The sequence below is a fragment of the Streptomyces sp. NPDC014864 genome, assembly GCF_043081525.1.
Taxonomy (GTDB): Bacteria; Actinomycetota; Actinomycetes; order Streptomycetales; family Streptomycetaceae; genus Streptomyces.
On the sequence record NZ_JBIBWT010000002.1, the window covers coordinates 239,165 to 264,255 of the forward strand.

Annotated in this window: 24 protein-coding genes and 2 pseudogenes; 12 read left to right on the forward strand and 14 right to left on the reverse strand. The window is 72.5% G+C overall.

All coding sequences use genetic code 11. The features are described 5' to 3' along the window. Nucleotides 1-22 precede the first annotated feature (22 nt). From ACF1A5_RS04990 to ACF1A5_RS05005, 4 genes are read right to left on the reverse strand one after another with little or no spacing between them, the layout of a single operon-like run. Nucleotides 23-1,060 carry an ABC transporter permease gene (locus ACF1A5_RS04990; protein WP_392191416.1) on the reverse strand — a complete coding sequence of 346 codons (1,038 nt, stop codon included), beginning with the start codon at nt 1,058-1,060 and terminating at the stop codon, nt 23-25. Continuing rightward, nucleotides 1,057-2,019, reverse strand: a complete 963-nt coding sequence (locus ACF1A5_RS04995; RefSeq protein WP_392191417.1) for an ABC transporter permease — start codon at nt 2,017-2,019, stop codon at nt 1,057-1,059. The genes ACF1A5_RS04990 and ACF1A5_RS04995 overlap by 4 nt, the downstream gene beginning before the upstream one ends. Then, entirely contained in the window at nt 2,012-3,529 is a 1,518-nt protein-coding gene (locus ACF1A5_RS05000; protein ID WP_392191418.1) for a sugar ABC transporter ATP-binding protein, read from the reverse strand. Before ACF1A5_RS05000 ends, ACF1A5_RS04995 begins: the two co-directional genes overlap by 8 nt. 1 nt (nt 3,530) lies before the next feature. Then, nucleotides 3,531-4,643 (reverse strand): ABC transporter substrate-binding protein, encoded by a 1,113-nt coding sequence (locus ACF1A5_RS05005; protein ID WP_392191419.1) that lies wholly within the window; start codon nt 4,641-4,643, stop codon nt 3,531-3,533. A 133-nt stretch (nt 4,644-4,776) separates the two neighbouring features. On the opposite strand from ACF1A5_RS05005, the pseudogene ACF1A5_RS05010 reads away from it, so the two are divergent. Together ACF1A5_RS05010 and ACF1A5_RS05015 are read left to right on the forward strand one after the other, a co-directional pair. Beyond that, nucleotides 4,777-5,040: pseudogene (locus ACF1A5_RS05010) on the forward strand (zinc ribbon domain-containing protein); the annotation flags it as partial. 44 nt (nt 5,041-5,084) lie between these two features. Then, nucleotides 5,085-5,959 (forward strand): IS5 family transposase gene (locus ACF1A5_RS05015; RefSeq protein WP_392191420.1). Its coding sequence is split into 2 segments (ribosomal slippage): nt 5,085-5,478 and nt 5,478-5,959, totalling 876 coding nucleotides; the frame shifts between segments, so codons are not numbered across the junction. Between the two features lie 209 nt (nt 5,960-6,168). Here the strand turns inward: ACF1A5_RS05015 and ACF1A5_RS05020 are convergent. Continuing rightward, nucleotides 6,169-7,182: a LacI family DNA-binding transcriptional regulator gene (locus tag ACF1A5_RS05020; RefSeq protein ID WP_392191421.1), complete on the reverse strand. Its 1,014-nt coding sequence runs from the start codon at nt 7,180-7,182 to the stop codon at nt 6,169-6,171. Nucleotides 7,183-7,340: 158 nt separating this feature from the next. On the opposite strand from ACF1A5_RS05020, the gene ACF1A5_RS05025 reads away from it, so the two are divergent. Beyond that, nucleotides 7,341-9,944 carry a PA14 domain-containing protein gene (locus tag ACF1A5_RS05025; protein ID WP_392191422.1) on the forward strand — a complete coding sequence of 868 codons (2,604 nt, stop codon included), beginning with the start codon at nt 7,341-7,343 and terminating at the stop codon, nt 9,942-9,944. A 194-nt stretch (nt 9,945-10,138) separates the two neighbouring features. Beyond that, nucleotides 10,139-11,779: a phosphoglucomutase (alpha-D-glucose-1,6-bisphosphate-dependent) gene (gene pgm, locus ACF1A5_RS05030; RefSeq protein ID WP_392191423.1), complete on the forward strand. Its 1,641-nt coding sequence runs from the start codon at nt 10,139-10,141 to the stop codon at nt 11,777-11,779. 102 nt (nt 11,780-11,881) lie between these two features. On the opposite strand, the gene ACF1A5_RS05035 is transcribed toward pgm, so the two are convergent. Next, nucleotides 11,882-13,087 (reverse strand): globin domain-containing protein, encoded by a 1,206-nt coding sequence (locus ACF1A5_RS05035; RefSeq protein WP_392191424.1) that lies wholly within the window; start codon nt 13,085-13,087, stop codon nt 11,882-11,884. A 330-nt stretch (nt 13,088-13,417) separates the two neighbouring features. On the opposite strand from ACF1A5_RS05035, the gene ACF1A5_RS05040 reads away from it, so the two are divergent. Then, nucleotides 13,418-13,849, forward strand: a complete 432-nt coding sequence (locus ACF1A5_RS05040) for a hypothetical protein (protein ID WP_392191425.1) — start codon at nt 13,418-13,420, stop codon at nt 13,847-13,849. A gap of 99 nt (nt 13,850-13,948) precedes the next feature. Here the strand turns inward: ACF1A5_RS05040 and ACF1A5_RS05045 are convergent, their stop codons facing one another. After that, nucleotides 13,949-14,428 (reverse strand): copper-binding protein, encoded by a 480-nt coding sequence (locus ACF1A5_RS05045; protein WP_392191426.1) that lies wholly within the window; start codon nt 14,426-14,428, stop codon nt 13,949-13,951. A gap of 193 nt (nt 14,429-14,621) precedes the next feature. Here ACF1A5_RS05045 and ACF1A5_RS05050 point away from each other — a divergent pair, with 193 nt between their 5' ends. From ACF1A5_RS05050 to ACF1A5_RS05060, 3 genes are all read left to right on the forward strand, one after another. Then, nucleotides 14,622-14,777: a hypothetical protein gene (locus ACF1A5_RS05050; protein WP_392191427.1), complete on the forward strand. Its 156-nt coding sequence runs from the start codon at nt 14,622-14,624 to the stop codon at nt 14,775-14,777. A 67-nt stretch (nt 14,778-14,844) separates the two neighbouring features. Further along, entirely contained in the window at nt 14,845-16,707 is a 1,863-nt protein-coding gene (locus ACF1A5_RS05055; protein ID WP_392191428.1) for an ABC transporter ATP-binding protein, read from the forward strand. After that, nucleotides 16,704-17,684, forward strand: coding sequence for a serine/threonine-protein kinase (locus ACF1A5_RS05060; RefSeq protein ID WP_392191429.1), 981 nt, complete (start codon nt 16,704-16,706; stop codon nt 17,682-17,684). Before ACF1A5_RS05055 ends, ACF1A5_RS05060 begins: the two co-directional genes overlap by 4 nt. A 100-nt stretch (nt 17,685-17,784) precedes the next feature. On the opposite strand, the gene ACF1A5_RS05065 is transcribed toward ACF1A5_RS05060, so the two are convergent. From ACF1A5_RS05065 to ACF1A5_RS05085, 5 genes are all read right to left on the reverse strand, one after another. Further along, nucleotides 17,785-18,561: a hypothetical protein gene (locus ACF1A5_RS05065; protein ID WP_392191430.1), complete on the reverse strand. Its 777-nt coding sequence runs from the start codon at nt 18,559-18,561 to the stop codon at nt 17,785-17,787. After that, on the reverse strand, nt 18,551-19,138 hold the full coding sequence (locus ACF1A5_RS05070) for an RNA polymerase sigma factor (protein ID WP_392191685.1): 588 nt from the start codon (nt 19,136-19,138) through the stop codon (nt 18,551-18,553). The genes ACF1A5_RS05065 and ACF1A5_RS05070 overlap by 11 nt, the downstream gene beginning before the upstream one ends. A gap of 157 nt (nt 19,139-19,295) precedes the next feature. Further along, a complete protein-coding gene (locus ACF1A5_RS05075; protein WP_392191431.1) occupies nt 19,296-19,661 on the reverse strand; it encodes an ArsR/SmtB family transcription factor in 366 nt (121 codons plus the stop codon). 199 nt (nt 19,662-19,860) lie between these two features. Then, nucleotides 19,861-20,235 (reverse strand): hypothetical protein, encoded by a 375-nt coding sequence (locus tag ACF1A5_RS05080; RefSeq protein WP_392191432.1) that lies wholly within the window; start codon nt 20,233-20,235, stop codon nt 19,861-19,863. Between the two features lie 412 nt (nt 20,236-20,647). Further along, nucleotides 20,648-20,980 carry a hypothetical protein gene (locus ACF1A5_RS05085; RefSeq protein WP_392191695.1) on the reverse strand — a complete coding sequence of 111 codons (333 nt, stop codon included), beginning with the start codon at nt 20,978-20,980 and terminating at the stop codon, nt 20,648-20,650. Between ACF1A5_RS05085 and ACF1A5_RS05090 the strand changes: the two genes are divergently transcribed. After that, nucleotides 20,913-21,326: a DUF4232 domain-containing protein gene (locus tag ACF1A5_RS05090; protein WP_392191686.1), complete on the forward strand. Its 414-nt coding sequence runs from the start codon at nt 20,913-20,915 to the stop codon at nt 21,324-21,326. The two genes, ACF1A5_RS05085 and ACF1A5_RS05090, sit on opposite strands and share 68 nt — an antisense overlap. A 12-nt stretch (nt 21,327-21,338) precedes the next feature. On the opposite strand, the gene ACF1A5_RS05095 is transcribed toward ACF1A5_RS05090, so the two are convergent. Further along, nucleotides 21,339-21,974: a class I SAM-dependent methyltransferase gene (locus tag ACF1A5_RS05095; protein ID WP_392191433.1), complete on the reverse strand. Its 636-nt coding sequence runs from the start codon at nt 21,972-21,974 to the stop codon at nt 21,339-21,341. Nucleotides 21,975-22,194: 220 nt separating this feature from the next. Beyond that, nucleotides 22,195-22,587, reverse strand: a pseudogene (locus ACF1A5_RS05100) (cation:proton antiporter regulatory subunit); the annotation flags it as partial. 204 nt (nt 22,588-22,791) lie between these two features. On the opposite strand from ACF1A5_RS05100, the gene proP reads away from it, so the two are divergent. From proP to ACF1A5_RS05115, 3 genes are all read left to right on the forward strand, one after another. Further along, a complete protein-coding gene (gene proP, locus ACF1A5_RS05105; RefSeq protein WP_392191434.1) occupies nt 22,792-24,300 on the forward strand; it encodes a glycine betaine/L-proline transporter ProP in 1,509 nt (502 codons plus the stop codon). 211 nt (nt 24,301-24,511) lie between these two features. After that, nucleotides 24,512-24,742 (forward strand): hypothetical protein, encoded by a 231-nt coding sequence (locus ACF1A5_RS05110; protein WP_392191435.1) that lies wholly within the window; start codon nt 24,512-24,514, stop codon nt 24,740-24,742. Continuing rightward, a complete protein-coding gene (locus tag ACF1A5_RS05115; protein ID WP_392191436.1) occupies nt 24,739-25,086 on the forward strand; it encodes a hypothetical protein in 348 nt (115 codons plus the stop codon). The genes ACF1A5_RS05110 and ACF1A5_RS05115 overlap by 4 nt, the downstream gene beginning before the upstream one ends. The last annotated feature ends 5 nt before the right edge of the window (nt 25,087-25,091 follow it).

Sequence of the window (25,091 nt, forward strand, 5' to 3'; positions counted from 1 at the left end):
GACCGGACGGCGCCGGGCAGGCTCACAGGACCCGCTGCCGGCGTCCCAGCCAGGTCTGCGCGACCACCACCACGGCCAGGAAGGCCCCGCTGACGACCTGCTGGTAGGCCGAGTCCAGGGAGCCGATCTGATTGATGACGTTCTGGATCACCTTCAGCAGGGCCACCCCGACCAGCGAGCCGCTGATGAAACCGAAGCCGCCGGTGAGCAGCGTGCCGCCGATGACGACCGCCGAGATCGCCTCCAGCTCCATGCCGGAGCCGAGGATCGTCACGCCCGAGACCAGCCATGCCGCGTTCAGGGCGCCCGCCAGGCCCGCGCACAGCCCCGACAGGGTGTAGACGGCGGTCTTCGTCCGCGCCACCGGGGCGCCCATCAGGGCGGCCGCGTCCTCGTTGCCCCCGACCGCGTACACGTACTGGCCGAAGCGGGTGCGCCGCAGCACCAGGGCGCCCAGCACGAACAGGACCACGGTGATCCAGACCGGCACCCCGACACCGAGCAGCGACCCCTGCCCCAGGGTCGCGAAGAACGAGCCCTTGTCGACGAGGTACGTACGCGACCCCTCGTCGGTGAGCGCGAGCAGGACCCCCCGCGCCCCCAGCATGGCGGCCAGGGTGACGATGAACGGGGCCAGTCCGGTGCGGGCGATCAGCAGGCCGTTGACCAGCCCGACCAGGCCGCACACCGCCAGAGGCAGCAGCAACGCCACCGCGGTGCCGTACTGCGAGCCCCACGCGGCCAGCACCCCGCCCAGCGCGAACAGCGAGCCGACCGACAGGTCGATGCCACCGGTCACGATCACGAAGGTCATGCCGAGGGCGACCACGGCGAGAAAGGCCGACGACAGCGCCATGTTCTCCAGGTTGTCGCCGGTGAGGAAGGTGTCGAAGCTCAGCGACGCGGCGACCATGGCGATCACGAGCGTGACCAGCGCGCCGTGCTGCTGGGCGAGCGCGCTCAGCCGCTCCGGACGGCGCGCGCCCGGCGGGTCGTCGCCGGCGGCGGTGCCGGCGGCGCTGTCGGTCCGCGTCACGGTTTCCCCGGTGTCCGTGGTCATCGCCTCCCCCGTTCGCGTGCCGCGTAGACGGCACCGACGATCACCACGGCCTGCGCGATCTGCGTCCACGACGGTGGCAGGTCGTGCTTGACGAGCGTGGTGGTGAGCAGCTGGATCAGTACGGCGCCGGCGACCGTGCCGCCGATGCGGACCCGCCCGCCGCTGAGCGGGGTGCCTCCGACGACCACGGCGGTGATCGCGGACAGCTCCATCAGGGTGCCCAGGGACGTGGGGTCGCTCGCGGTCAGCCGGGCGGTGGCCAGCACGCCCGCGATCGCGGCCAGCGCACCGGAGCACACGTACACCACCACGAGCACCCGGCGTACGGGCAGTCCGGCCAGGCGCGCGGCCGGCCTGCTGTCGCCGACGGCCAGCAACTGCCGGCCGAACGTGGAGCGCCGCACCACGAAGGCGACGAGCAGGGCGAGCGCGGCGGCGATGAGGACCAGGTAGGGCAGGCCCAGCAGGTCACCGGAGCCCAGGGCCGCCATGCCGGGGTCGTGGACGTCCTTCAGCTGCGGGAGCAGGACCAGGGCCAGACCCCGCGCGCCGACCATCAGGGCGAGTGTGGCGACGATGGGCTGGACCCCCACGAACGCGATCAGCGCCCCGCTCGCGGCTCCGGCCGCGACACCCCCGGCCACGGCGACCAACGCGGCGATCCAGGGGCCGTACCCCAGGTACAGCGACAGCAGCGAGGTGGACAGGGCCATCACCGAACCGACCGACAGGTCGACCCCCTCGGTACCGATCGCCAGCGCCATGCCGAGGGCGACGATCAGCACCGGCGCGACCTGCACCGCCTGGGTGCGGAAGTTCTCGGCGGACGCGAAGTGCGGAGTGAGCAGGAAGTTGAACAGCAGCAGGACCACGACCCCGCCGTAGACGCCGTAGTCCTGCAACAGCCGCAGCAGCCGGGTCCGGTCGACCGGAGCGCGGACGAGACCGACCTCAGTCATCGCTTCCTCCGGCGGGCACGGCGGCGATCGCCCGCAGCAACTCGTCCCCGGTGACCGCGCCGCCGGTCAACTCGCGCACCACGGCACCCTCCTTGAGGACCACCACGCGGTCGCTGCCCTCGATCAGTTCCTCGATGTCGGAGGAGATCAGCAGGACCGCGAGTCCGTCGCCGGCCAGTTCGTCGACCAGGGCCTGCACCTCCGCCTTGGCGCCCACGTCGATGCCGCGCGTCGGCTCGTCCAGTAGCAGCACCCTGGGATGCAGGGCCAGCCAGCGGGCGAGCAGCACCTTCTGCTGGTTGCCGCCCGACAGCTCGCCGACCTTCTGGTGGGGGCCGACGGCCTTGATGCGCAGCCGCTTCATGAACGTCTCGACGAGCCGGTCGACCCGGGCGTCGTCGACCAGGCCGAGACGCGACAGCCCCGGCAGCGCGGCGAGCGCGATGTTCTCCCGCACCGACAGACCCGGCACGATCCCCTCGGCCTTGCGGTCCTCGGGCAGCAGGCTGATCCCGGCCCGGATCGCCGCCGCCGTCGAGCCGGTGCGCACCGGCACCCCCGCCATCACCACGCTTCCGCCGTCGACGGGCAGGGCACCCGCGATCGCCTTCGCGGTCTCGCTGCGCCCCGAGCCGAGGAGCCCGCCGAGGCCGACCACCTCGCCGGGCCGCAGCGACAGCGAGACCCCGGACAGCCGGTGACGTACCGTCAAATCGTCTGCGCGCAGTACGGGTTCGACCGCCGCCTCATGAGATCCGGTGAACCTGGTCAGGCCCTCCCGGCGCACCTCGCCGACCTCGCGGCCGAGCATCAGGGCCACCAGCCGCAGCCGCTCCAGGCCGGCGAGCGGTCCGGTGTGCACCACCCGGCCGTCCCGCAGCACGGTGACCGCGTCGCAGATCTCGTACAGCTCGTCCATCCGGTGACTGACGTAGACCACCGCGATCCCGCGCTCGCGCAGGGTGCGGATCACCCCGAAGAGGGTGCGCACCTCGCGGGGCTCCAGCGACGAGGTGGGCTCGTCCATCACCACGACGCGGGCGTCGATCGCCACCGCCCGGGCGAGTGCCACCATCTGCTGAGTGCCGACACCGAGTTCACGCAGGGGGCGGCGCACGTCGACCCGGATGCCGAGGTCGCGCAGGGTCTCCCGCGCCGCTCGGTGCATCCGCCGGAAGTCGATCAGGCCCAGCCGGCCGCGCGGCTCGCGGCCGAGGAAGAGGTTGCGGGCCACGCTCATCAGCGGGACGAGGTTGACCTCCTGGTAGATGGTGGAGATGCCCGCCTGCTGCGCCTGCAGGGGAGTGGCGAAGCGGACGGGAGCGCCGTCGAGGGCGATCCCGCCCGCGTCGGGCCGATGGACGCCGGTGAGCACCTTGATCAGCGTCGACTTGCCCGCGCCGTTCTCCCCGACCAGGGCGTGCACCTCCCCGGCGCGCGCGGTGAAGTCCACGTCGGACAGCGCGCGCACGCCGGGGAAGCTCTTGCACAGTCCGGTGACCGTGAGCATCTCAGTAGGCCTTGCCCAGGTCGGACTCGGCGTTGTCCTTGGTGTAGGAGCCGTCCTGGATGACGACGTCCCGCGCCACCGGCCCGCCCTGGGTGAAGGTGTCGAGGGTCTGGAAGGCCAGTGGCCCGAAACGCGGGTTGGACTCGATCACGCCGTCGATCCAGCCGTCCACGATGCCCTGCACGGCGTTGCGGGTGCCGTCGATGGTCACGAGTTTCACCTCGCCGGGCTTCTTGCCCGCGCCCTTCAACGCGCCCACCGCGCCGAGTCCCATCTCGTCGTTCTCGGCGTAGATGCCCTTGATCCCCGGCTTGGACTGGATCAGGTTCTCGGTGACCGACTGGCCCTTCTCGCGGGCGAAGTCGCCGGTCTGCCGGAAGACGATCCTCAGCCCCGGCGCCTTCTCCTTGATGCGGTCCTCGAAGCCCCTGGTGCGTTCGGTGGTGACGTTGTTGCCGGCCGCGCCGAGCAGGATGGCGATCTCGCCCTTGCCGCCGGTCGCCTCGATCATCCGGTCGGCGGCCCGCTTGCCCTGCTCCACGAAGTCGGAGCCGATGAAGCTCACATAGTCCTTGCAGGCGGTGGCGTTGATCTTGCGGTCGATGGTCACGATGGGGATGTGCCGGGCGGCCGCGGCACGCAGCACCGGTTCCCAGCCGTCCGAGTTGAGCGGGGCGATGACCAGCAGGTCGGCGCCCTTGGCGATGAGGTCCTGCACATCGCTGATCTGCTTGGAGAACTGCGACTGGGCGTTGGCGGTGAGCAGTTTGACGCCCCGTCGGCCGGCCTCGGCCTTGAGGGAGGCGGTCTCCGCGATGCGGAACGGGTTGGCCTCCTTCTCGGACTGGGAGAAGCCGACGGTGGCCGACCCCAGGTCCAGCTTCCGGCCGCCGTAGGCGCCGACGGTGCAGGTCGGTCCGGATCCGGTGCCCGGCGGGACGACGACCTGGCCGGAGTCCTTCTGCTGTCCGGAGACCTGGTCGCCGCCCGCGCCGTCCTCGGACTTGGCGCATCCGGTGACGAGAGCCAGGCCGGCGACGAGGCCGGCGGCGAGCAGGGTCCGTGCGGAGATGCTCGGCGCCGGGGCGCGGTGCGGCGCTGCGATGGGCTTCATTGGGATTCCTCCGTGGATGTCCCGGCGTTCAGGCCGGGCAGGAGATGGACGGGCCTGGTACGGCGAGCAGCGCCGGGTCTCCTACGTGCAGTCGTCGGCCGCGCTGACGGAGTGGAAGAGGACCGGGGAATTCGACCGCTGGTTCCCCAGCTCGAAGCTGTGCGGAAAGTGCGGCACGGTCCGCGGGAAGCTGCCGCTGAACGTCCGCGAGTGGACGTGCCAGTGCGGCGCCGTGCACGACCGTGACGTGCACGCGGCACGCAACATCCTGGCCGCCGGGCCGGCGGCGTCTGCCTGTGGAGACGGTGTAAGACCTCAACGGGAGTCCTCCCGGGCCGGGCAGTCGTCGGTGAAGCAGGAAACCCAGCGGGCAGCCGCTGGAAGCCCCCGCCTCTAGGGTCTGTTGCGAAAGTGGATCTTGTTCGTTGATGATCACGTCCTGTGGGACGTGGGGATCTGACGAACGGACAGTGGGCCCGGCTGGAGCCTCTGCTGCCGAGGGGTATCAAGCCGGGTCGGCCGCAGGTGTGGACGCGGCGGCAGCTGATAGACGGCATACGGTGGCGGACCCGGACCGGTGCCCCTTGGCGTGACGTGCCCGAACGCTACGGGCCGTGGGACCGGGTCTATGACCTGTTTCGGCGCTGGCAGCGGGACGGAACCTGGGCGAGGATCTTCACGCAGCTCCAGGCCGAGGCGGATGCGAAGGGCCTGATCACCTGGGACGTAAACGTCGACTCCACCGTCTGCCGGGCCCACCAGCACGCTGCCGGCGCGGCGAAAAAGGGGATCTCCAGAAGGAGCCGCCCGGCGGGATCTTCGTCGAGCCGGCCGACCACGGTCTCGGGCGATCCCGCGGCGGACTGACCAGCAAAATCCACCTCGCGGTCGAGCAGGGGCAGAAGCCCTTGTCCGTCGTGATTACGGCCGGGCAGCGAGGCGATTCCCCGCAGTTCGAGCCGGTTCTGGAAGCGATCCGGGTTCCCAGGCTGGGGCTCGGCAGGCCGCGCAAGCGCCCGGACCGGGTCCGGGCCGACAAGGCGTACGACTCTCGCAGCAACCGCTCCTACCTGCGCAGACGCGGGATCAAGGCCACCATCCCGGTCCCTGCGGACCGTGTCCGCAACCGCCTCAAGCGCGGCTCACGCGGCGGGCGGCCGCCGACGTTCGACAAGGACGACTACAAACAGCGGCACGCGGTCGAGTGCGGGATCAACCGCCTCAAGCGCCACCGGGCCGTCGCCACGAGGTACGACAAACTCGCCGTCCGCTACGAAGCGACAGTGCTGGTCGCAGCCATCAACGAGTGGCTGTGACCAGCACTTTCACAACAGGCCCTAGGCGAGGGAGCAAGTCACGGGAGTCCCCAAACGGCGGGGGCCCCGGCGCTCGGAGCGCTCACGGGGAAGGACGGCTCTTGCGGTCAACTCGGCGTGCACGTCGTTCAGGGGAGGTTTTTACATCGTTGGAAGAAGCCTGTAAACCCTTCTCGTCCCAGATCGCGTCCCCCTGGTCCGGATCGCCGTCAGCGCCGTCCGAGCGTGCTCTCCCGCTCCACCAGCCGGAATTCCGCCACGAGTTCGCGTCCGCCCGGCTCGCCGCGCCCCGACAGACTGCGCAGCAGGGAGGCCACGGCCATCCGCGCGATGGCCTGCTTGTCCGGGGAGATCGTGGTGAGCGACACGGCACCGAAACGTCCCTCGGCGATGTCGTCGAACCCGACGACGGCCACGTCCCACGGCACCCGCAGTCCCCGCTCGTGCAGCACCCGCATCGCCCCGATCGCGACCAGGTCGTTGAGCGCGAACACGGCGTCGGGACGTACCCCCGCGTCGAGCAGTTCGGCCATCGCCCGTGCCCCGTCGTCGCGGTCCCAGCCGCCCACCGGCACCACCAGCTCGTCCGGCGCCGGCAGCCCGGCCGCGGCCAGCTCCTCCCGCCAGCCCAGAAGCCGCAGGTGGGCCGGGCGGTTCGCGGAGTCGGTGCGGGCGCCGAGATAGGCGATGCGGGTGCGCCCGCGGCCGAGCAGATGGCGTACCGCCGCGCGGGCCGCGGCCACGTTGTCGATGGCGATGTGGTCGTGCGGGGCGTCGTACTCGCGCTCGCCGAGCAGGACCAGCGGCACGTCGTCGGGCCTGCCCCGCAGATCCTCGGCCTCCAGCTCCAGGGGGCTGAGGATGAGTCCGTCGATGACACGGGCCCGGAAGCCCTGGCTGACCAGGATCTCCTGCTCGCGTCTGCCGCGGGTGTGGTCGAGCAGCACCGTGAACTCGTGCTCGGCGGCCGCGTCGACGACCGCGCCCGCCAGCTCGGCGAAGTACGGGTTGCCGAGTTCGGGCACCGCCAGCGCGATGATCCCGGTGCGGCCCTTGCGCAGGTGCCGCGCCGTCAGGTTGGGCCGGTAGCCCAGCTCGTCGATGGCCTCCTGCACCCGGGCCCGCATCGCCGGTGTGACGTGCGGATAGTTGTTCACGACGTTGGACACGGTCTTGATCGAGACGCCGGCCCGCTCGGCCACGTCCTTCAGGCTGACCCGCAAGGGATCTCCTCGACGTCGAAGGGAGCTCCGGCAGCCGGAGCGTTGTCATGACCCTGGACACAGGACGGGAGGCGTGCTCTCATGCCAACTGCCCGTGCTTCCAACGTTGTACAGACTGAAGCAGTGAGCCGCCACCCTTCCTCAGTCAAGGAGGATTCGTGCGCATCAGACCCTTCCGAAACCGCCTGCCCCTGCTCCTCGCGGCCGTGCTCGGCGTCGCCGGACTGGCCGCCGTCCCGGCCGCGTCGGCGGCGGACGAACCCGCCGAGGTCCACGGCCTCAAGGGCGAGTACTACACCCAGTCCGCGCCCGGGGCCTTCGATTTCGCCCAGCTCAAGGCCACCGGCTTCGACCCGCAGCTCGATTTCGACTCGCTGGAGTCCCGGCTGAACGCGGCCACCGGCCGGTCGGACGACGTCAGTGTCCGCTGGACCGGCCGCGTCGTGCCGGAGAAGACCGGACCCACCACCTTCTCGGTCATCGGGGACAACGGCTTTCGCCTCTGGGTCGGCGGCAAGCTGGTGATCGACCACTGGGTCGACGACTGGGACCGCGAACAGACCGGTGAGCCGGTCGAGTTGACCGCGGGCCGGGCCTACGACATCAAGGTCGAGTACTTCGAGCACTACGGTGGCTCCAACCTCCACCTGCGCTGGACCCCGCCCGGCGGCACCAAGGCCGCGGTCCCGCAGTCGGCTTTCCTGCTGCCCGAGGGCTACGCCTACGACGGCGCCATCGCCACAACCGTCCAGCGCGACGGCCGCACCCTCCGGCTCGACTTCGCGCAGGACCTGGCCGCGCCCCCGGCAGGGATCACCGACCACCTCGGCGCGGTGATCGGCGGCGCCACCTGGCCGCTGGGCGGCGCCCGGCTGGACCCCGCCGACCCCAGGTCCCTGCTCGTCTCCCTGAAGGAACCCGTCGTGGGCAACAGGACCGGCACCGCGCCCGGCCTCGCCGACGTCCGCTACGACGGCGACGGCGGCCTGCGCGGCAAGGACGGCAACGTTGTCAACGCCTTCTGGAGCAGCGGCCCCAACCGCTCCGCCTACGAGCTGCGCACCCGGTGGGCCGACGGCGTCACCCCCGCCAACGCGCACCGCGAGTACCCGCGGCCCCAGCTCACCCGCGGCGCCTGGCAGAACCTCAACGGCAGCTGGCAGTTCGCCGCGGCCGGGGCCGGCGAGCGGCCGCCGGTGGGACGCACCCTGGGGGAGCGCATCCTCGTCCCCTACCCGGTCGAGTCCCAGCTGTCCGGTATCGAACGCCACGAGGACCGGATGTGGTACCGGCGCACCTTCACCGTCCCGCCCGGCTGGCGTATCGGCGACGGCAGGCGCCTGCGGCTGAACTTCGGCGCCGTCGACTGGCAGGCCGAGGTCTACGTCAACGGCACCGAGGTCGCCGAACACAAGGGCGGCTACGACAAGTTCAGCGCCGACATCACCGACGCCCTCCGGCCCGGCCGTACCCAGGAGCTGATCGTCGGCGTCCACGACCCGACCGACGCCGCGAACGGCGAGAACCCGCCGCTCGGCAAGCAGCGCCTGGACCCGAGCGGCATCTGGTACACCCCCTCCTCCGGTATCTGGCAGACGGTGTGGATGGAGCCGGTGGCCGCCGACCACGTCGACCGGCTGAAGCTGACGCCCGACGTCGAGGCGGGCACCCTCACCGTCGCACCGCAGGGCGTGCGGGACGGCGTACCGCTCACCGCGACGGCGTACGCCGGCGGGCACCGGGTCGCCACCGCCACCGGCCGCACCGGCGCCGCGCTCACCCTGCGGATCCCGCACGCCCGCCTGTGGTCACCCGACGACCCCTTCCTCTACGACCTGAAGGTGAGTGTCGGCGACGACCGGGTCGGCAGCTACTTCGGCATGCGCTCCATCGGGGTGCGGAAGGTGGACGGGGTCCCGCGCACGGTTCTCAACGGCGAGCCCGTGTTCATGATGGCCACCCTCGACCAGGGCTTCTGGCCGGACGGCCTGCACACCGCGCCCAGCGACGAGGCGCTCGCGTACGACCTGCGCATGCACAAGCGGATGGGCTTCAACGCGGTCCGCAAGCACATCAAGGTCGAACCCGACCGCTGGTTCTACTGGGCCGACCGGCTCGGCCTGATGGTGTGGCAGGACATGCCGGCGATGACGGCGGGCGTGAATCCGGGCGCGGCGGCGCGTGCCGAGTACGAGCGCGAGATGAAGCGGATGATCGACGAGCACATCAGCAGCCCGTCGGTCGTGATGTGGGTCGTCTTCAACGAGGGCTGGGGCCAGTACGACGTCGGCCGTGTCGCCGGCCAGGCCAAGTCCTGGGACCCCACCCGCCTGGTGAACAACATGTCCGGCCTCAACCTCGGTGCCGACGGCGGAGCCGGCGACATCATGGACGAGCACGGCTACCCGAGCCCCGCCCTGCCGCCCCACCCGGACGGCGAGCGCGCCCTGGTCAGCGGCGAGTACGGCGGACTGGGCCTCGCGGTGCCGGGCCACGCCTGGTCGGTGCAGCAGTCGTACGTGGACGTCGACCCCTCGGCCTACACCGACGACTACCTGAAGAAGCTGGCCGAGGTGCACGCCCTGGCCTGCCGCGGCGGCAACGGCGCGGTGTACACGCAGATCTCCGACGTGGAGGGGGAGCTCAACGGCCTGATGACGTACGACCGCGCGGTGGTCAAGCCGGATGTGCGGCGCCTGAAGGCGGCCCAGGACGCGCTGATCGACGACGCGTCCCGGGCCACCCCGGCGGGCTGCGCGTAGCACCGGGAAGAACCGGCGTTCACCGCGCCGGCCGGGGCGCTGTCCCCGGCCGGCGCGGGAGGGAGCCGGCGGTCCGCGCCCGGCCGGATCCCTCCCGGGGTGACGCGCGCCGCACCTCCCGCTCGCATACAGCCGTGGTGAGGAGGAAAAATGACACGGCGAGCGAAGGATCGACCGAGCGGAGGAACGGACCCATGCCGCACGAGCGAGCGGGCGAACCGGCCGGACCCGAGGACCTGGTGGACGTCGCCCGGCTGGTCACCGCGTACTACACGCTGCACCCCGACCCGGCCGACCCGGGACAGCGGGTGGCGTTCGGGACCTCCGGACACCGCGGATCCTCATTGGCGTGCGCGTTCAACGAGGACCACATCGCCGCCACCAGCCAGGCCATCTGCGAGTACCGCGCAGGTCAGGGCGTCGACGGCCCCCTCTTCCTGGGCGCCGACACCCACGCCCTGTCCGAGCCCGCGAAGGCCACCGCCCTGGAGGTCCTCGCGGCCAACGGCGTCACGGTGCTGATCGACAGCGAGGACGGCTACACCCCCACCCCGGCGGTCTCCCACGCCATCCTCACCCACAACCGGGGCCGCACCACCGGTCTCGCGGACGGGGTCGTGGTGACCCCCTCCCACAATCCGCCCGCCGACGGCGGCTTCAAGTACAACCCGCCGAGCGGCGGCCCGGCGGCCTCCGAGGCGACCTCCTGGATCCAGGACCGCGCCAACAAGATCATCGAGGGGGGCCTGAAGGAGGTGCGGCGCGTTCCCTGGGCGAGCGCCCTCGCCGCCGCCACGACCGAGCGGTACGACTTCCTCGGCACCTACGTCGCCGACCTCCCGGAGGTGCTGGACCTCGACGCGATCCGGACGGCAGGCGTGCGCATCGGCGCCGACCCGCTGGGTGGGGCGTCCGTCGCCTACTGGGGCCGTATCGCCGAGCAGCACGGCATCGACCTCACGGTGGTCAACCCGCACACCGACCCGACCTGGCGGTTCATGACCCTGGACTGGGACGGCCAGATCCGCATGGACTGCTCGTCGCCGTACGCGATGGCCTCGCTCATCGGGCAGCGCGACCGCTTCCGCATCGCCACGGGCAACGACGCCGACGCCGACCGGCACGGCATCGTGACGCCCGACGCGGGCCTGATGAACCCCAACCACTACCTGGCCGTCGCCATCTCCTACCTCTACACGCACCGCGGCCAGTGGCCCGCCGGCGCGGGCATCGGCAAGACCCTGGTGTCGTCCAGCATGATCGACCGCGTCGCCGCCGACCTCGGCCGCGAACTGGTCGAGGTCCCGGTGGGATTCAAGTGGTTCGTGGACGGACTGGCCGGCGGCACCATCGGCTTCGGCGGTGAGGAGTCGGCCGGCGCCTCCTTCCTGCGCCGGGACGGGTCGGTGTGGACGACCGACAAGGACGGCATCCTGCTGGCCCTGCTCGCCTCCGAGATCACGGCCGTCACCGGCAGGACACCGTCGGAGCACTACGCCGACCTCACCGCCCGCTTCGGCGACCCCGCCTACGCCCGTATCGACGCCCCGGCCACCCGCGAGGAGAAGGCCCTGCTCGGCAAGCTCTCTCCCGCCCAGGTCACCGCCACGATACTGGCCGGGGACGAGGTCACCGCCGTGCTCACCGAGGCGCCGGGCAACGGGGCCCCCATCGGCGGCATCAAGGTGACCACCGCCGACGCCTGGTTCGCCGCCCGCCCCTCGGGCACCGAGGACGTCTACAAGATCTACGCCGAGTCCTTCCGCGGACCCGACCACCTCGCCCGGGTGCAGGAGGAGGCCAAGGCGGTGGTCATGACGGCCCTGGGCGGCTAAGGCCTTTCTTTCGGATCGGGCCGGCTCCGGGCGACGGTGCCTTCCGAGGTGCGCGACCCCGGCAAGATCCGAAAGAGAGGGCCTGACCGCCCGGAGCCGGTGTCAGCCCTCGCCGTGGGCCAGCCACAGGTCGGGGCCGAAGACCTCGTAGCGGACGCGCCGGGCGGGGACGCCGGCGTGCAGCAGCTGGGTGCGCACGGCGCGCATGAAGGGCAGTGAACCGCAGAGGTAGACATCGGCGTCGGTGGGCAGGTCCAGGCCGGCGACGTCCATCAGTCCGTCACGGGCCCCCGGCTCGCCGGCGGCGTCCTGCTCGTACCAGAACCACGCGACGGCGTCCGGGAGTTCGCCGACGAGACGGCGTGTGTCCGCGCGCAGCGCGTGGTCGGCGGGGGAGCGGTCGGCGTGCAGGACGCGGATCGGCCGGGTGGAGCCGGTCGCCGCGAGCTGCTCCAGCATGCCGACCATCGGGGTGCAGCCGATGCCCGCCGATACGAGCAGGAGCGGGCGATCGGAGTCGGTGAGGACCACGTCGCCGAACGGCGCCGACAGGGTGAGTTCGTCCCCCGTCCGGACGGCGTCGTACAGCCGGCTCGACACCTCGCCGTCGGGCGCGTCCGCCACGCCCGCGACCCGCTTCACGGTGATGCGGCGCAACCGGTCGCCGGGGGCGTTGGACAGGCTGTACTGGCGGGTCTGGCGGACACCGTCGGGCATGGCCACCCGGACACTGACGTACTGCCCGGCACGGGCCGGCGGCAGCGGCGCGTCGTCGGCGGGGCGCAGCAGGAACGAGGCGGTGTCGGGGGTCTCCTCCCGCCGCTCCACCACCGTCCACTGCCGCCACGGGCTGCGGGGGTCGACGCCCGCCTCCTGGTAGAGCCGGGCCTCCTGGGCGATGAGCGCGCCGGCCATCAGCCAGTACACCTCGTCCCACGCGGCCGCCACCTCCGGCGTGACCGCCTCGCCGAGCACGTCCCCGATGGCCCGGAACAGGTACTTGTGGACGACCGTGTACTGGTCCTCGGTCACTCCGAGCGCGGCGTGCTTGTGCGCGATCCGCGCCAGCAGCGCGTCCGGCCGCGCGTCGGGATCGGCCAGCAGCGCCTGGGCGAAGTACGCGATGGACCCGGCCAGCGCCTTGCGCTGCTCTCCGCTGGCCTGGTTGCCGCGGTTGAACAGGCCGTCCAGCAGCTGGGGTTGATCGGCGAACATGGTGCCGTAGAACCGTGTGGTGATCTCGTCCAGGGCGCCGCCGACGGCGGGCAGGGTGGCGCGGATGACGGCGGCCGACTCGGGCGAAAGCATGGCACTCCTTCGTGGTGCGGGCGGGTGCGGGACGGCGCCCGCACCGCCACGGGACGAGTGCTGGGGGCCGACGAGCCCGACGATCATCCCGTCGGCACCGGCACGTGCCATAGGGCCGGACATCCCCTTGGTGGGGGGCCCATCGGGCCGGTGCGGGGGCCGGGCGGGCAAGACGATCCGGGCCGAGCAGCAGCTGCCGCCCGCGCCCGCCCGGCCCGACGGGACGGCACCGGGGGGAGTGACCGTTGCTCGCGGCACGCGCCGTCCGCGGGGCGCGCCGCCAACTCATCGCCGTGAAGGGTGTTTGCGGACGCGGTGAAGGGCAACGCGATGTCCATGAGTGAACCGAACAGCGGAACGAACGAGAAGACCGGCGCCAAGCGGACCGCGGCCAAGGCCCGGCAGACCGCCGACAAGGCGACCGCCCCGGCCTCGCGGGCCGCGAACAGCGCCGCGGGGAAGGCGGGTGACGTCGCGTCGGCCGCCAAGAACGGCGCGGGACGCGCGGCCGAGGTGGCCAACGGCGCCGTGCAGAGCGCGGCCCAGGGCGTCGAGAAGGGCCGTCAGGTGGTCATCGCCACCTCCGGTCAGGTCGCGGCCACCGCGAAGACGGCCTGGACGGTGATCGCCCAGCGCAAGCTGGTCGCCGCGGGCGTCGGTGCCGGTGTGGCCGCCTTCGGCGCCGCGACCTACGCGGTGGGCCACCGCGCGGGGCGCCGCGTGCACGGCCCCATCACCCGGCTCACCGGTGGACGGATCTGACGTCCGGGACGGGAGGTCCACCCGGTCCGTCGCACACCGCGAAGGCCCGTGCGGGCCACCGGGGCCGCAGAGGCAGGGCGAGCAGAGGCCGGCCAGTCGTCACTGGCCGGCCTCTCGGCCTGCGCGGGACCGGTCGCCCTGGGCCACGCCGCCGCCTCCGACGGTGATCTCCGTCTTCATGCCGAAGCCCTTGTGCCCGTCCACCGGACAGTACAGCTCGTAGGAGCCGTCCTTCAGAGTGATCCTGAGCCGCGCCGACCGGCCGGGTTCGACCCCGTGCGTCAGGTGCGCGTCGCCGCCCCTGCCCTCGATCTCCAGGGAGTGCAGGGTGTGCCCGTCGTTCTCGGCCACGAAGGTGTGGGCACCGGGCCTGAACGTCGTCGTCGACAGCGTCAGCCGGTACTCGGTCATCCGCACCGTCACCGTCGTGCCCGCCGCTGCTCCGCCGCCCGCCGGGGCCGGGGCCGACCCCGCGCCGACGCCGCCCGCTCCCGGGCCCCCGCACGCCGCCAGCACCGCGCCCAGGGCCACCGCGCCCGCCCCGGCCGCCGTACCGCCGCGGCTCAACCGTCCTGCCATGGTCCACCTCCCAGCCTTCCGCGGCCCGCCCGCTCCAGGTCCGGGGACGCGCCGCCTGCGCTCCGTACCTGAAGCGCTCTGCACGCTGTACGGCCGAGAGCCGACCGGGGATTTCTCCCTTCTCCCGCGATACGCCATCCGATCGGCGCCGTGCGCCGTATGTGAATACAAGAGATGTTCCAGGAGGCACACGATGGCGATCTTCAGCGATCTCTTCCCCGCCAAACACCGTGACCACCACGACGAAAGGACCTCCAGGCACGACGACACCTCGACCGGGAGGCGCCGTCACCGCCGCCGCCGTCACCACCGCAGCGACGGGCACCACGACTTCTACGACCACTACTGAAGGCCAGGCGGACCGGTTGACCGGGGGACCGGTCCGCCCCACCGCCGAGCCATGAGGGACGTCCGCCATGGAGCGTGGCCCGCGGCACGGCCTGCGGCATCTGCTGTCGGTGCGCGGGGACGGTGATGCCGTGGTCGCGGCCGCCCCGCCGTTGTCGCCGCGCGAGGTGTTCGGGCGGTTCTGGCCCTACACCCGCGGGCGCCGGGGCTGGCTCGTTCCTCTGGTCCTGTTCAGCCTGGCCGGCCCCCTCATCGACGCGGCCGAGCTGTGGCTCTTCAAGACCGTGGTCGACGAGGTGCTCGTCCCGCGGGACCTGGCACCCTTCTTCTGGATCGCGCCGGCCTACCTGGGCCTCGTCGTCGGCTCCGGCCTGCTGGGGTTCGCCGACGACGTGACCTCCGCCTGGGTGAGCGAGCGCTTTCTGCTGGATCTGCGTTCCGACGTGTTCCGGCACGTCCAGGGTCTGTCCCTCGGCTTCTTCGAGCGGCGCCGGCTCGGGGACGTGCTGTCGCGTGTCACGGGCGACGTGGACGCCGTCGAGACGTTCCTGCTGTCGGGCGTGGCGGACGGGCTCTACCACGTGGTCCGGCTGGGCGTCTTCCTCGGCCTGCTCTTCTACCTCCGCTGGGACCTCACCCTCCTCGCGCTCCTCGTCGTGCCGCTGTTCTGGTCCGCCGCCCGGCACTTCTCCCGGCTGATCAAGGAGGCCTCGCGCGAGCGCAGGCGCCGTAGCGGCGCCCTCAGCGCGGTCGCCGAGGAGTCGCTCGGCAACGTCACCCTGGTCCAGGCGTACAACCGGCAGGACTGGGAGGAGCGCCGGTTCGAGCGTGAGAACCTCGGCAAGTTCCACGCGGCGATGGCGTCCACCCGCATCCGTGCCGTCTACGGATCGCTCGTCGAGGTCGTCGAGGTCTCCGGCGCCCTCGCCGTCATGGGCCTCGGCACCTGGAAGCTGGCCGAGGGCCAACTCACCCTCGGCGGGCTGCTGGTGTTCCTGGCGCTCATCGGCAAGCTCTACAGCCCGATCCGCGACCTGACCCGCCTCGGCACCAGCTTCTACGCGGCCTCCGCCTCCGCGGAACGGATCGCCGAACTGCTCGACCAGCGCCCCCAGGTCGCCGAGACCGCCGGCGCCCGGCGGATCGGCCGGGCCCGCGGCGAGGTCGCCTTCGACGGCGTGTCCTTCCACTACCCCGGCCAGCCCCACCCGGCGCTGTCGGAGGTGTCCTTCCACGTCGCCCCCGGCGAGACCCTGGCCCTGGTCGGCGCCAGCGGCGCCGGCAAGTCCACGGCCGCGAAACTGCTGCTGCGCTTCTACGACCCCGACCTGGGCGCGGTCCGCCTGGACGGGGCCGATCTGCGCGGCCTGGCACTGTCCGACGTGCGGGAGAACGTGGCGGTGGTGCTGCAGGAGACCCTCGTCCTGCACGGCACCGTGCGGGAGAACATCGCCTACGGCCGGCCCGGAGCGACCCAGGCGCAGATCGTCGCGGCGGCCCGCGCGGCGGACGCGGACGCGTTCGTCGAGCGGCTGCCGGAGGGCTACGACACCGTGGTCGGTCAGCGCGGCCGGACGCTGTCCGGAGGCCAGCGCCAGCGGCTGGCGATCGCCCGCGCGATGATCCGGGACGCCCCCGTCCTGCTGCTGGACGAACCGACCACCGGCCTCGACGTCGAGTCCGGCCTGCGGATCATGGAACCGCTGCGCCGCCTCATGGCCGGGCGGACCACCATCGTCATCTCGCACAACCTGCTCACCGTCCGCGACGCCACCCGGATCGTGGTGCTCGACCACGGCCGCGTCGTCGAGTGCGGGACGCACGACGAACTGATCCTGCGCGCGGGCGCGTATGCCCGGCTCCACCGGCTCAACGCCGTGCACGGCCCCGCACGGACGGGCGTCACGCCACCGGGGAAGGTGCTGTCATGACCGGCCCGCGGACCGAACCGCCACCCACCCTGGCCCCGGGCGCCCGCCCCGCCCCCGGCTACGCGATCCTGGACCACCTGGCCCGCACCGGATGGCTGGACGTGTACGACGCGTGGAGCGAGGAGCGGGCCTGCCGCTGCGTCGTCAAGGTGGTGCGGCCGGACCGTCGCGACGAGGCGCCGCTGCGCGCGCGGCTGCTGCGCGAGGGCCGCTGGCTGCGGGGGTTCACCCACCCCCATCTGGTGCGTGCCTACGAGACCTTCGACGCGCCCGAGCCGCTGGTGGTGCTGGAGACGCTGACCGGGGAGACGCTGTCCCACCTGATCCACCGGCTGCGGCGCCGGCCGGCCGCCACCGACGTGGCCCTCCTCGGTGTCCAGTTGTGCTCCGCCGCGCACTACCTGCACGGGCAGCGACTGCTGCACCTGGACCTCAAGCCGTCCAACGTCGTGGTCGACCGCGGCCACGCGAAGGTGCTGGACCTGAGCGTGGCCCGGCCGCCCGGGCCCGCGCCGCCCGGAGTGGGCACGTACCGCTACCTGTCGCCGGAACAGGCGCGCGGCGGACCGCTGTCGGCCGCCGCGGACGTGTGGGGCATCGGCATCACGCTCTACGAGGTGGCCGGTGGCGAACTGCCGTTCGACTACGACGAGACCGTCGACGGCACGTACGGCACGGGCACCTCCGCCGAGGACAGCGACCGCGGCGCGGTGGACCCGGACGAGCGGTGTCCGCAACCGGAGGCGGACGAGTGGTACCCGCAGTTGGAGGCGAGCGCCGCGCCGATCACGACACGCCGCCGCCTGCCCTCCGCCCTCGCCGCGGCCGTCGACGCGTGCCTGCGCGAGGAGCCGTCCGCCCGCCCCACGATTCCCGGCCTGGCCGAGGCCCTGGCCGCGACGCTCGGGACGGCGCTCCCGGGGCGGACGCCCGGCGCTTCTCCCGACCGCCATCCGGCCGGCGCTACCGGAGGGTGACCGGCCGGGGCGGGTGTGCCTGGGCTCCCGCGGCGCCCTCGACGGGAAGAAGGCGTCCCGCCCGCGGGGCGCCCGCCGCGGCCGCCCCGCCCGTCAGGCGCTACGCCCCCCTCGACGCGTTCGGCGTTCCGCCGGACGCGGGGAAACGGGCGGTCGCGAGGACGGTGCCGTCGGACGATGCCAGCCGGACCTTGGAGAGCGCCGAGGACTCCACGGGGGAGGGGCCGCCCCAGTAGCCGTACCCCTGGCGCAGGGCGAAGCTGCCGGCCCGGACCGTGCCGCCGTCGCCGCGCTCCAGGAGGCAGTCGACCCGGCCGGTGTACGGCGTGCCCGCGTCGGCGAGGTCGACGTACATGTAGATCCAGCTGGGCGAGCCGGGGTGCACGTAGACCTCTCCGGTCGGCCGGCCGACGGCGTGTGCGGAGACCAACTGGGCCTCTACCAGGCCGGTCTGCTGCTCCGCGGGTTTGGCCGGTCCCGCCACCATGCCCTCGATCGCCGTGCCGACGGCCCAGCCGCCGAACCCGAAGGACAGCGCGAAGGCGGCCGCGGCGGCGGCCCACCGCACCCGTGTCCGGCCGCCCGGGCTCCTGCGCTTCGGGCCGAAGCCGTGGCCCTTCCGGCGTCCCTCGTGCGTCGACGATTCACCTGTCAGCGCCTGCGCCACCCGGGCCTCGAAGCCGACCGGCGGCTCACTGCCCGGCAGCAGCCCGATCAGCCGGTCGCCCACGAAGGTGAGCTGCTCGACGTACTCACGGCACTCCGCGCACCGGTCCAGATGGGCGACCGCTCCGGACCGCTCAAGGCCGGGCAGCACCCCGAGAGCCAACTCGGCGCCGATCTCCCGCAGCTGCTCGCAGGTCACGTCACTGGTCATGGTCGCCTCGCTTCGGAGACGCGAGCGTGGTCCGCAGCTTCCCCATCGCCGTCCTGATGCGCGTTTTCGCGGTGCCCAGCGGGATCGCCTCCCACGCGGCGATCTCCCGTGCCGTCATGCCGTAGACGCCCGCCATCACCAGCGCACGGCCCTGCTCGCGCGGCAGCTGGGCCACCGCGGCCCGCAGCCGGGTCGACGCCTCGTCGGCCAGCGCGTGCTGCTCCGGCGTCTCACTGATCACGCCGAGGATCCCGTCGAGGTCCTCCGGCGCCACCGGCTCCGGCCGCCGTGCGCGGACCGCGTCGATGGCGAGGTTGCGGGCGATGGTCGTCAGCCAGGTCGTCACCGAGCCGCGGCGCGGATCGTACATCTGCGCGTGCCGCCAGGCCCGCTCGAAGGTCTGCTGTGCGATGTCCTCGGCGAGCTGCGGATCGCCGGTCACGGCGATGGCGACCCCGAAGACCGTGTGCTGGAATCGCCGTACGAAGGTGACGGCGAGCTCCGGGTCACCGGTGGCCAGCCCGGACAGCAGAGCCTCGTCCGGGAGACGGCCCACGGGGAACCGGAACCTCTGCATATCCATAGGTACGGTTCGTCCCTGCCGAGGGATTGACCAGGGATTCGGCCCCTTTCCCCTCCATCATGCCGCCGTTCCCGGACGCCGCGCTCACCGAGCGGCCCGGGGCGCGGCGCGGGGCGAGCGCGCCCGCGCGGGCGGTACCGCCGCAGTCGTCCTAGCCCCGGCCGCTGGTGGACATGGGGGACGGGGGCGCGTCGGTCTGTCGGAGCTCGGCCAGGAGCTCGTTCCGCCCGGCCAGCAGCTCGGTGAGGATGCGGCGGGCGGCACGCAGCAGTTCCGCGACGTCGCCGCCCGCGAGCGCGTAGCGGACGGTGGACCCCTCCCGGATGGACACCACGATGCCGGAGCGCCGCAGCACGGCCAGCTGCTGCGACAGGCTGGACGGCTCGATCTCGATGTCGGCGAGCAGGTCCCGCACCGGCACGGGCCCGTGCTGCAGCAGCTCCAGGACCCTGATGCGCACGGGGTGTCCGAGCATGCGGAAGAACTCCGCCTTGGCCTGATAGAGGGGGACCTGCATGAGTGCTCGCTCCCAGCCGCGTCGGGGATGGTCTCAAGAAGCGGCGGCGCCCCGAGGGCGCCGCCGCCGGATGTGCCCTGTGACAGCCGATCCTGGTCGCCCGGGGCCGCGTGCATCCACGTATTGGGATCTTGCTGATGTGCTGACTTGAAGAAGTTTTCACATCATGGGCGCACGTCGGCCCGGGACGTCGGACGGTCTAGACCTCGAGCTGTTCCTCCACGCGCTTGAGCTGGTGACGGGCCATCGCCAGGTTGGAGCGGTCCTTGTCGAGCACGAGGTAGAGGAACAGCCCGTTGCCGTTCCGGCCGGTGACCAGCCGGATGAGGTGGTACTGGCTGCCCAGCGTGATCAGCACGTCCTCGATCTGGCTCTTGAGGCCCAACTGCTCCATGGTGCGCACCTTGGCGCGGATGACGTCCGTGTTCCCGGCCGCCGCGATCGTCAGATCGAGATCCTTGCCCCCGCCCAGCGTTCCCAGGGCCATTCCGCTGGTGTAGTCGACGACGGCCGCCCCCAGCGAACCCTCGACCCCGGCCATCATCTCCTTCAGCGACACTTCCACACTCGCCATGGCGCCTCCCCTTGATCGTCTGCTGCGGCGGGCCGGCCATCGCCGCCCCACCCGGTGATCGCACCGTAGGCATATGACGGCGGCGCCAGGGGTGGGTCTCCAGGAGTGACGCCCGATGATCGGAACGTGCCGATATGCGGGAGGCTGCCGACCGGAACTGGCCTGCCCTGGTGCCGGTGTTGTCACAGGGGTGTGCCGGGCCCGCCGTCTTCCGCCGTGCTGTGTCACCGCCGTGTCACAGGTGATCCCCGGAGGAACCCGGTGTCCGCCGGCCACCTCTCCCTCGGCGAAGGCCGGCGACGGGCCGGCCGGGCAGTCCGATTTCGGGGGGCGTCATGCAGTACGGAAACCGCATCCGCAAGGCCACGCTGGCGATGGCGGCAGTCACGGCCGCACTGTCGGTGGCCGCGTGTCAGCCGGGTGGCGACGGGCCGGCGAGCGGGGCCTCCGCGCCCGCGCCGGGCACGGCGGCCTCCTCTTCGGGTGCGCCGGGTTCCGCGGCCACGGCACCCTCCGGCGGGACGCCGGGGGCCGGGGCGCCGTCCTCGGGCGGGACGTCCCCCGGCACGGGCAGTGCGGGCGGTAAGGGCGGTGCGACGGCGCCGGGTACGGGCGCTTCCCCGGTGTCGGGGTCCTCGGGCGCGTCGGTGCGGACGTGCGCGGCGACGGCGCTGAAGGTGTCCGCCCGCCAGGCCGCGCACCGTCCGCCGGGGACGGGCACCGGAGCGGCCGTCGTCGGGTTCACCAACGTCTCCGCACGGCCGTGCCTGCTCCAGGGGCATCCCACGGTGGCCGGCGCGGCCAACGGTTCCCCGCAGCACAGCGTTCCCCTGTCGGTCACCCGCGTCGGCTCCGCGGCGCCGGTCCGGGTCGCGCCGGGCGGCAGGGCCTGGGTGAAGCTGACCTTCGTCCAGGTCCAGGGCGAGGCGGACGGCTACTGCGAGTCCGGCGCCGACCCGGTCGTCTACCCGACGCTGGTGATCGGTCTGCCGGGCTCCGGCTCGCATCAAGTGGCCCTGGACGACGGTCAGTTCGCGGAGTGCGACAACAAGGTGACGGTCACGGCGGTGTCGGCGGCGAAGCCGGCCTGATCCGCGTCGCGGTCATGGCCGCCGGCAGTGGAGGAACAGGTGCGGCTCGGGTGCGCCCTCGGGGTGGTCGGGGGTGAACGACAGACTCTCCTGGGAGACCACCGTCAGCCCCGCTCCGGCGGCCATGTCGGTGAAGTCCGGTGCGTCGAAACTCGTCACCCGGACGGCCTGGCCCATGAAGACACCCTCCACGTCCTCCACACCGAGGGGCACGGTGGCGAGGACCACGCTGCCGCCCGGCGCCACGGCCCGCGCCACCCGGCGCACCACCGAGGTCTGGTCGGCGCGAGACATCTGCAGCAGGGAGAAGTACACGCAGGCCGCGTCGAAACCGGCCTCCGTGAGCGGCTCTTCGCGCACGTCGGCACAGCGGAACTCGGCCTCGGGCACCTGACGGGAGGCCAGGTCGACCATGACGGGGGAGACGTCGAGGCCGAGTACGCGGTGCCCCGCCGCGGCGAGCGTGGCGGCGGTGGGGCGGCCGGTGCCGCTGCCGACGTCCAGCACCCGGCTTCCGGGGGCGAGTTGCTCCAGCAGCCACGCCAACGACGCCCGGTGCGCCTCGGAGTGGGCGAACGCCTTCTCGTAGTCGGCTCCCAGGGCGTCGAACACCGCCGCCGCCCGGGCCCGTTCCTCCTGGTCCCTCAAGAAGCCTCCCCCTCCGTGACCGCCGTCGGTGCGGGCATCGTCGCATCCACGACCGCCCCGGACAACGGGTGACACGGGCGCGGCCCCCGACGTCCGCCCTCGGGGCCGGCGGCCAGGGAGCCGGCCCGCGAAGGCCGCTCGGCCATCGGTTCGGAGCCCGCCCGGCGAGGGGCGGGCCGCACGACCATCGGTCCGGCCGCCGCTCACGCCCGTCCCGCGGCGGACCGGGAGAGGGGATCGCCCCGCCCGGCGGAGCACGGCCACGATCGACACCCCCGTGTCCGTCCGCACCCGGTGTCGCCCAGCAGCCGCCCGTTCCAGTGCGACGTCACCGGCAGCTCGATCCGCCCGGCCACCAGCCCGAGCTCGGTCGTCGACAGCAGGCTCGGACTGCGGTGCTCCGGCCTCAGCGCGTCGACGAGGGTCTCCGCCTCGCCCGGGGACAGCCGCACCGAGAGCGCGCAGGCGTCCGGATCGTCCTGCGGTAGGCGCTCAGGGTCCGTGAGCCGTCCCGGTGGGCCACGACCGACGCCCGGCGCCGCTCCCGCGTGGTGAGGTCGTAGCGGACCCCGAGGCCCGGCAACGGCGTACCGCTCGTGCGTGCGACCCCCACGGCTGCCTCCCCACTGGCTCGCGCTTGACCTTTTCTTGATCGAGTGTTGACGACACCCTGGCCCGCGTCCCTGGAATTCCCGTGCGGGTCCAGGCGGGGCAAACGTGACGAAGGTCGCTTCGGACCGGGTGGCCTGTTTGCGTACGCCACGAGTGAGCAGCCGAACCCGTGCACGCCCGTGAACCGGCAAGATGGGAGTCCTCCGTGGCGGAAAGCGCATCCGATCCGCTAGAGATCGACGCCGACCCCGAGGCGCTCCGGCGCCACCGCACCCTGTTCAGGGCCGTCAAGCGGCGCAGGAATCCGCCGCTGCGGCGGACCGACATCACCGTCACCGACGCGAAGGCCGTGCAGCGCGCGGTGAAGGCCGCCTCGCTCGGCAACGCGATGGAGTGGTTCGACTTCGGGATCTACAGCTATCTCGCGGTCACCATCGGGCACGTGTTCTTCCCGTCCGGGAACGGCACCGTCCAGCTGCTGTCCTCGTTCGCGACCTTCGCGGTGTCCTTCCTGGTGCGGCCGATCGGCGGCATGGTCTTCGGACCGATGGGGGACAAGATCGGCCGCAAGCGGGTGCTCGCCCTGACCATGATCATGATGGCGGTCGGCACCTTCGCCATCGGCCTGATCCCCTCGTACGCCGTCATCGGCTTCTGGGCCCCGGTCCTGCTGATCCTGTTCCGCCTGGTCCAGGGCTTCTCCACGGGCGGTGAGTACGGCGGCGCGTCCACCTTCATCGCCGAGTACGCGCCCGACCGGCGGCGCGGTTTCTTCGGCAGCTTCCTGGAACTGGGCACGCTCGCCGGCTACGTCGGCGCGGCGGGCCTGGTGACCGTGCTGACCACGCTCCTGGGCGACGGGGGCATGGAGTCCTGGGGCTGGCGGGTGCCGTTCCTGGTGGCCGGTCCCATCGGGCTGATCGGCCTGTACCTGCGGCTGAAGCTCGACGAGACGCCCGCGTTCCAGCGACTGGAGGACGGCTCCGTCCACCGGGCGTCCGAGGCGGCGTCCACCGTGGAGACGTCGGCGAAGGGGGATCTGGCCAAGATCTTCCGCGAGTACTGGCCGACCCTGGTCCTGTGCGTCTGCCTGGTCGCCGCCTACAACATCACCGACTACATGCTCCTGTCGTACATGCCGACCTACCTGTCGGACGAGATGGGGTACTCCGAGACCCACGGCCTGCTGATCCTGATCGGCACCATGGTGGTGCTGATGCTGCTGATCAACGTGGTGGGCAACCTGTCCGACCGGGTGGGCCGCAAGCCGCTCCTGATGGCCGGGATGCTCGGCTTCCTCTTCCTGTCGATCCCCGCGTTCCTGCTGGTCAAGCAGGGCAGCCTGATCGCAGTCTCCGCCGGGATGCTGATGCTCGGACTGTCGCTGGTGTGCATGCTGGGCACGATGTCGGCGGCGCTGCCCGCGCTGTTCCCGACCCAGGTCCGCTACGGCTCCCTGTCCATCGGCTACAACCTCTCCACCTCCCTCTTCGGCGGCACCACCCCCCTGGTGATCACCGCGCTGATCTCCGCCACCGGGAGCGAGCTCATGCCCGCGTACTACGCCATGGCCGCGGCGCTCGTCGGCGTCGTCGCGGTCGCCCGCATGAAGGAGACGGCGCGCCGGCCGCTGGCGGGCTCGCCGCCGGCGGTGTCGACGCCGGAGGAGGCCGCCCGGCTGGTGGAGAGCCAGGCCCAGGCGCCCAGGTTCTGAGCCGCGCGGTTCCGTCCTCCACGGTGTGCTCCTCACGCGGGCGCGCCCCCGTGTGAGGAGTGGCCGGTAGTAGTGCGTTGATCACTCGAATGGGGCAACATGGCTCCGCGCGGGCCGCCGGGCGGTGAGACTGTTGCCGTGTTGGGCCCGACCCGGCCGACCTCCTGGCCGCCGCGCGAGGTGCCGGTGGCTGGAGGGCATCCCGCTGGCCATGGAACTGGTCGCGGGACAGCTCGCGCGGCGCAACCGTCACGGAGGTCGAGCGGGGGATCTGCGCTCACGGCTGGACGTGCAGGCCCGCGCGGTCCCGGCGGGTCCCCAGCGCCATCGCGCGATGCGGACCGCCATCGGCTGGAGCCACGAGCTGTGCGCACCGGCGGAACGGCTGCTGTGGGCACGGATGTCCGTCTTCCGCGGGGCGGTGGACGCGGGCACCGGGTGAAGGACGCGGCCGCGCACGCCACGTCCATGCTGGAGGGCAAGCGGCGCATCGGGGACAGCTTCGGTCTCGCCCTCGGGCTCGACCTGCTGGCCTCGGCACTCGCCGCCCAGGGGGCGGGGGAGTCGGCGGTCGCGGCGTACGGGGCGGGCGAGACGTTCTGGAGCGCGGTCGGCCACCCGCAGCGCGGGACCCCGGAACTGGAACCGGTGCGCGCCCGCTACGAGGCCACCGCGCGGGCCCTGCTCGCTGACGAGACGTACGAGCAGGTCGTGCTCCGCACCGCCGGCCGGGACCCCGAGTCCGTCCTGGTGGACCTCCTGGGGCGCTGGGCCGACGGTGGCTGAAGCGT

Coding starts and splice junctions, on each gene's coding strand:
- ACF1A5_RS04990 (WP_392191416.1), bottom strand. CDS start 1,060: ATGACCACGGACACCGGGGAAACCGTGACGCGGACCGACAGCGCCGCC.
- ACF1A5_RS04995 (WP_392191417.1), bottom strand. CDS start 2,019: ATGACTGAGGTCGGTCTCGTCCGCGCTCCGGTCGACCGGACCCGGCTG.
- ACF1A5_RS05000 (WP_392191418.1), bottom strand. CDS start 3,529: ATGCTCACGGTCACCGGACTGTGCAAGAGCTTCCCCGGCGTGCGCGCG.
- ACF1A5_RS05005 (WP_392191419.1), bottom strand. CDS start 4,643: ATGAAGCCCATCGCAGCGCCGCACCGCGCCCCGGCGCCGAGCATCTCC.
- pgm (WP_392191423.1), top strand. CDS start 10,139: ATGCCGCACGAGCGAGCGGGCGAACCGGCCGGACCCGAGGACCTGGTG.
- ACF1A5_RS05035 (WP_392191424.1), bottom strand. CDS start 13,087: ATGCTTTCGCCCGAGTCGGCCGCCGTCATCCGCGCCACCCTGCCCGCC.
- ACF1A5_RS05040 (WP_392191425.1), top strand. CDS start 13,418: ATGTCCATGAGTGAACCGAACAGCGGAACGAACGAGAAGACCGGCGCC.
- ACF1A5_RS05045 (WP_392191426.1), bottom strand. CDS start 14,428: ATGGCAGGACGGTTGAGCCGCGGCGGTACGGCGGCCGGGGCGGGCGCG.
- ACF1A5_RS05050 (WP_392191427.1), top strand. CDS start 14,622: ATGGCGATCTTCAGCGATCTCTTCCCCGCCAAACACCGTGACCACCAC.
- ACF1A5_RS05055 (WP_392191428.1), top strand. CDS start 14,845: ATGGAGCGTGGCCCGCGGCACGGCCTGCGGCATCTGCTGTCGGTGCGC.
- ACF1A5_RS05060 (WP_392191429.1), top strand. CDS start 16,704: ATGACCGGCCCGCGGACCGAACCGCCACCCACCCTGGCCCCGGGCGCC.
- ACF1A5_RS05065 (WP_392191430.1), bottom strand. CDS start 18,561: ATGACCAGTGACGTGACCTGCGAGCAGCTGCGGGAGATCGGCGCCGAG.
- ACF1A5_RS05070 (WP_392191685.1), bottom strand. CDS start 19,138: ATGCAGAGGTTCCGGTTCCCCGTGGGCCGTCTCCCGGACGAGGCTCTG.
- ACF1A5_RS05075 (WP_392191431.1), bottom strand. CDS start 19,661: ATGCAGGTCCCCCTCTATCAGGCCAAGGCGGAGTTCTTCCGCATGCTC.
- ACF1A5_RS05080 (WP_392191432.1), bottom strand. CDS start 20,235: ATGGCGAGTGTGGAAGTGTCGCTGAAGGAGATGATGGCCGGGGTCGAG.
- ACF1A5_RS05110 (WP_392191435.1), top strand. CDS start 24,512: ATGGAACTGGTCGCGGGACAGCTCGCGCGGCGCAACCGTCACGGAGGT.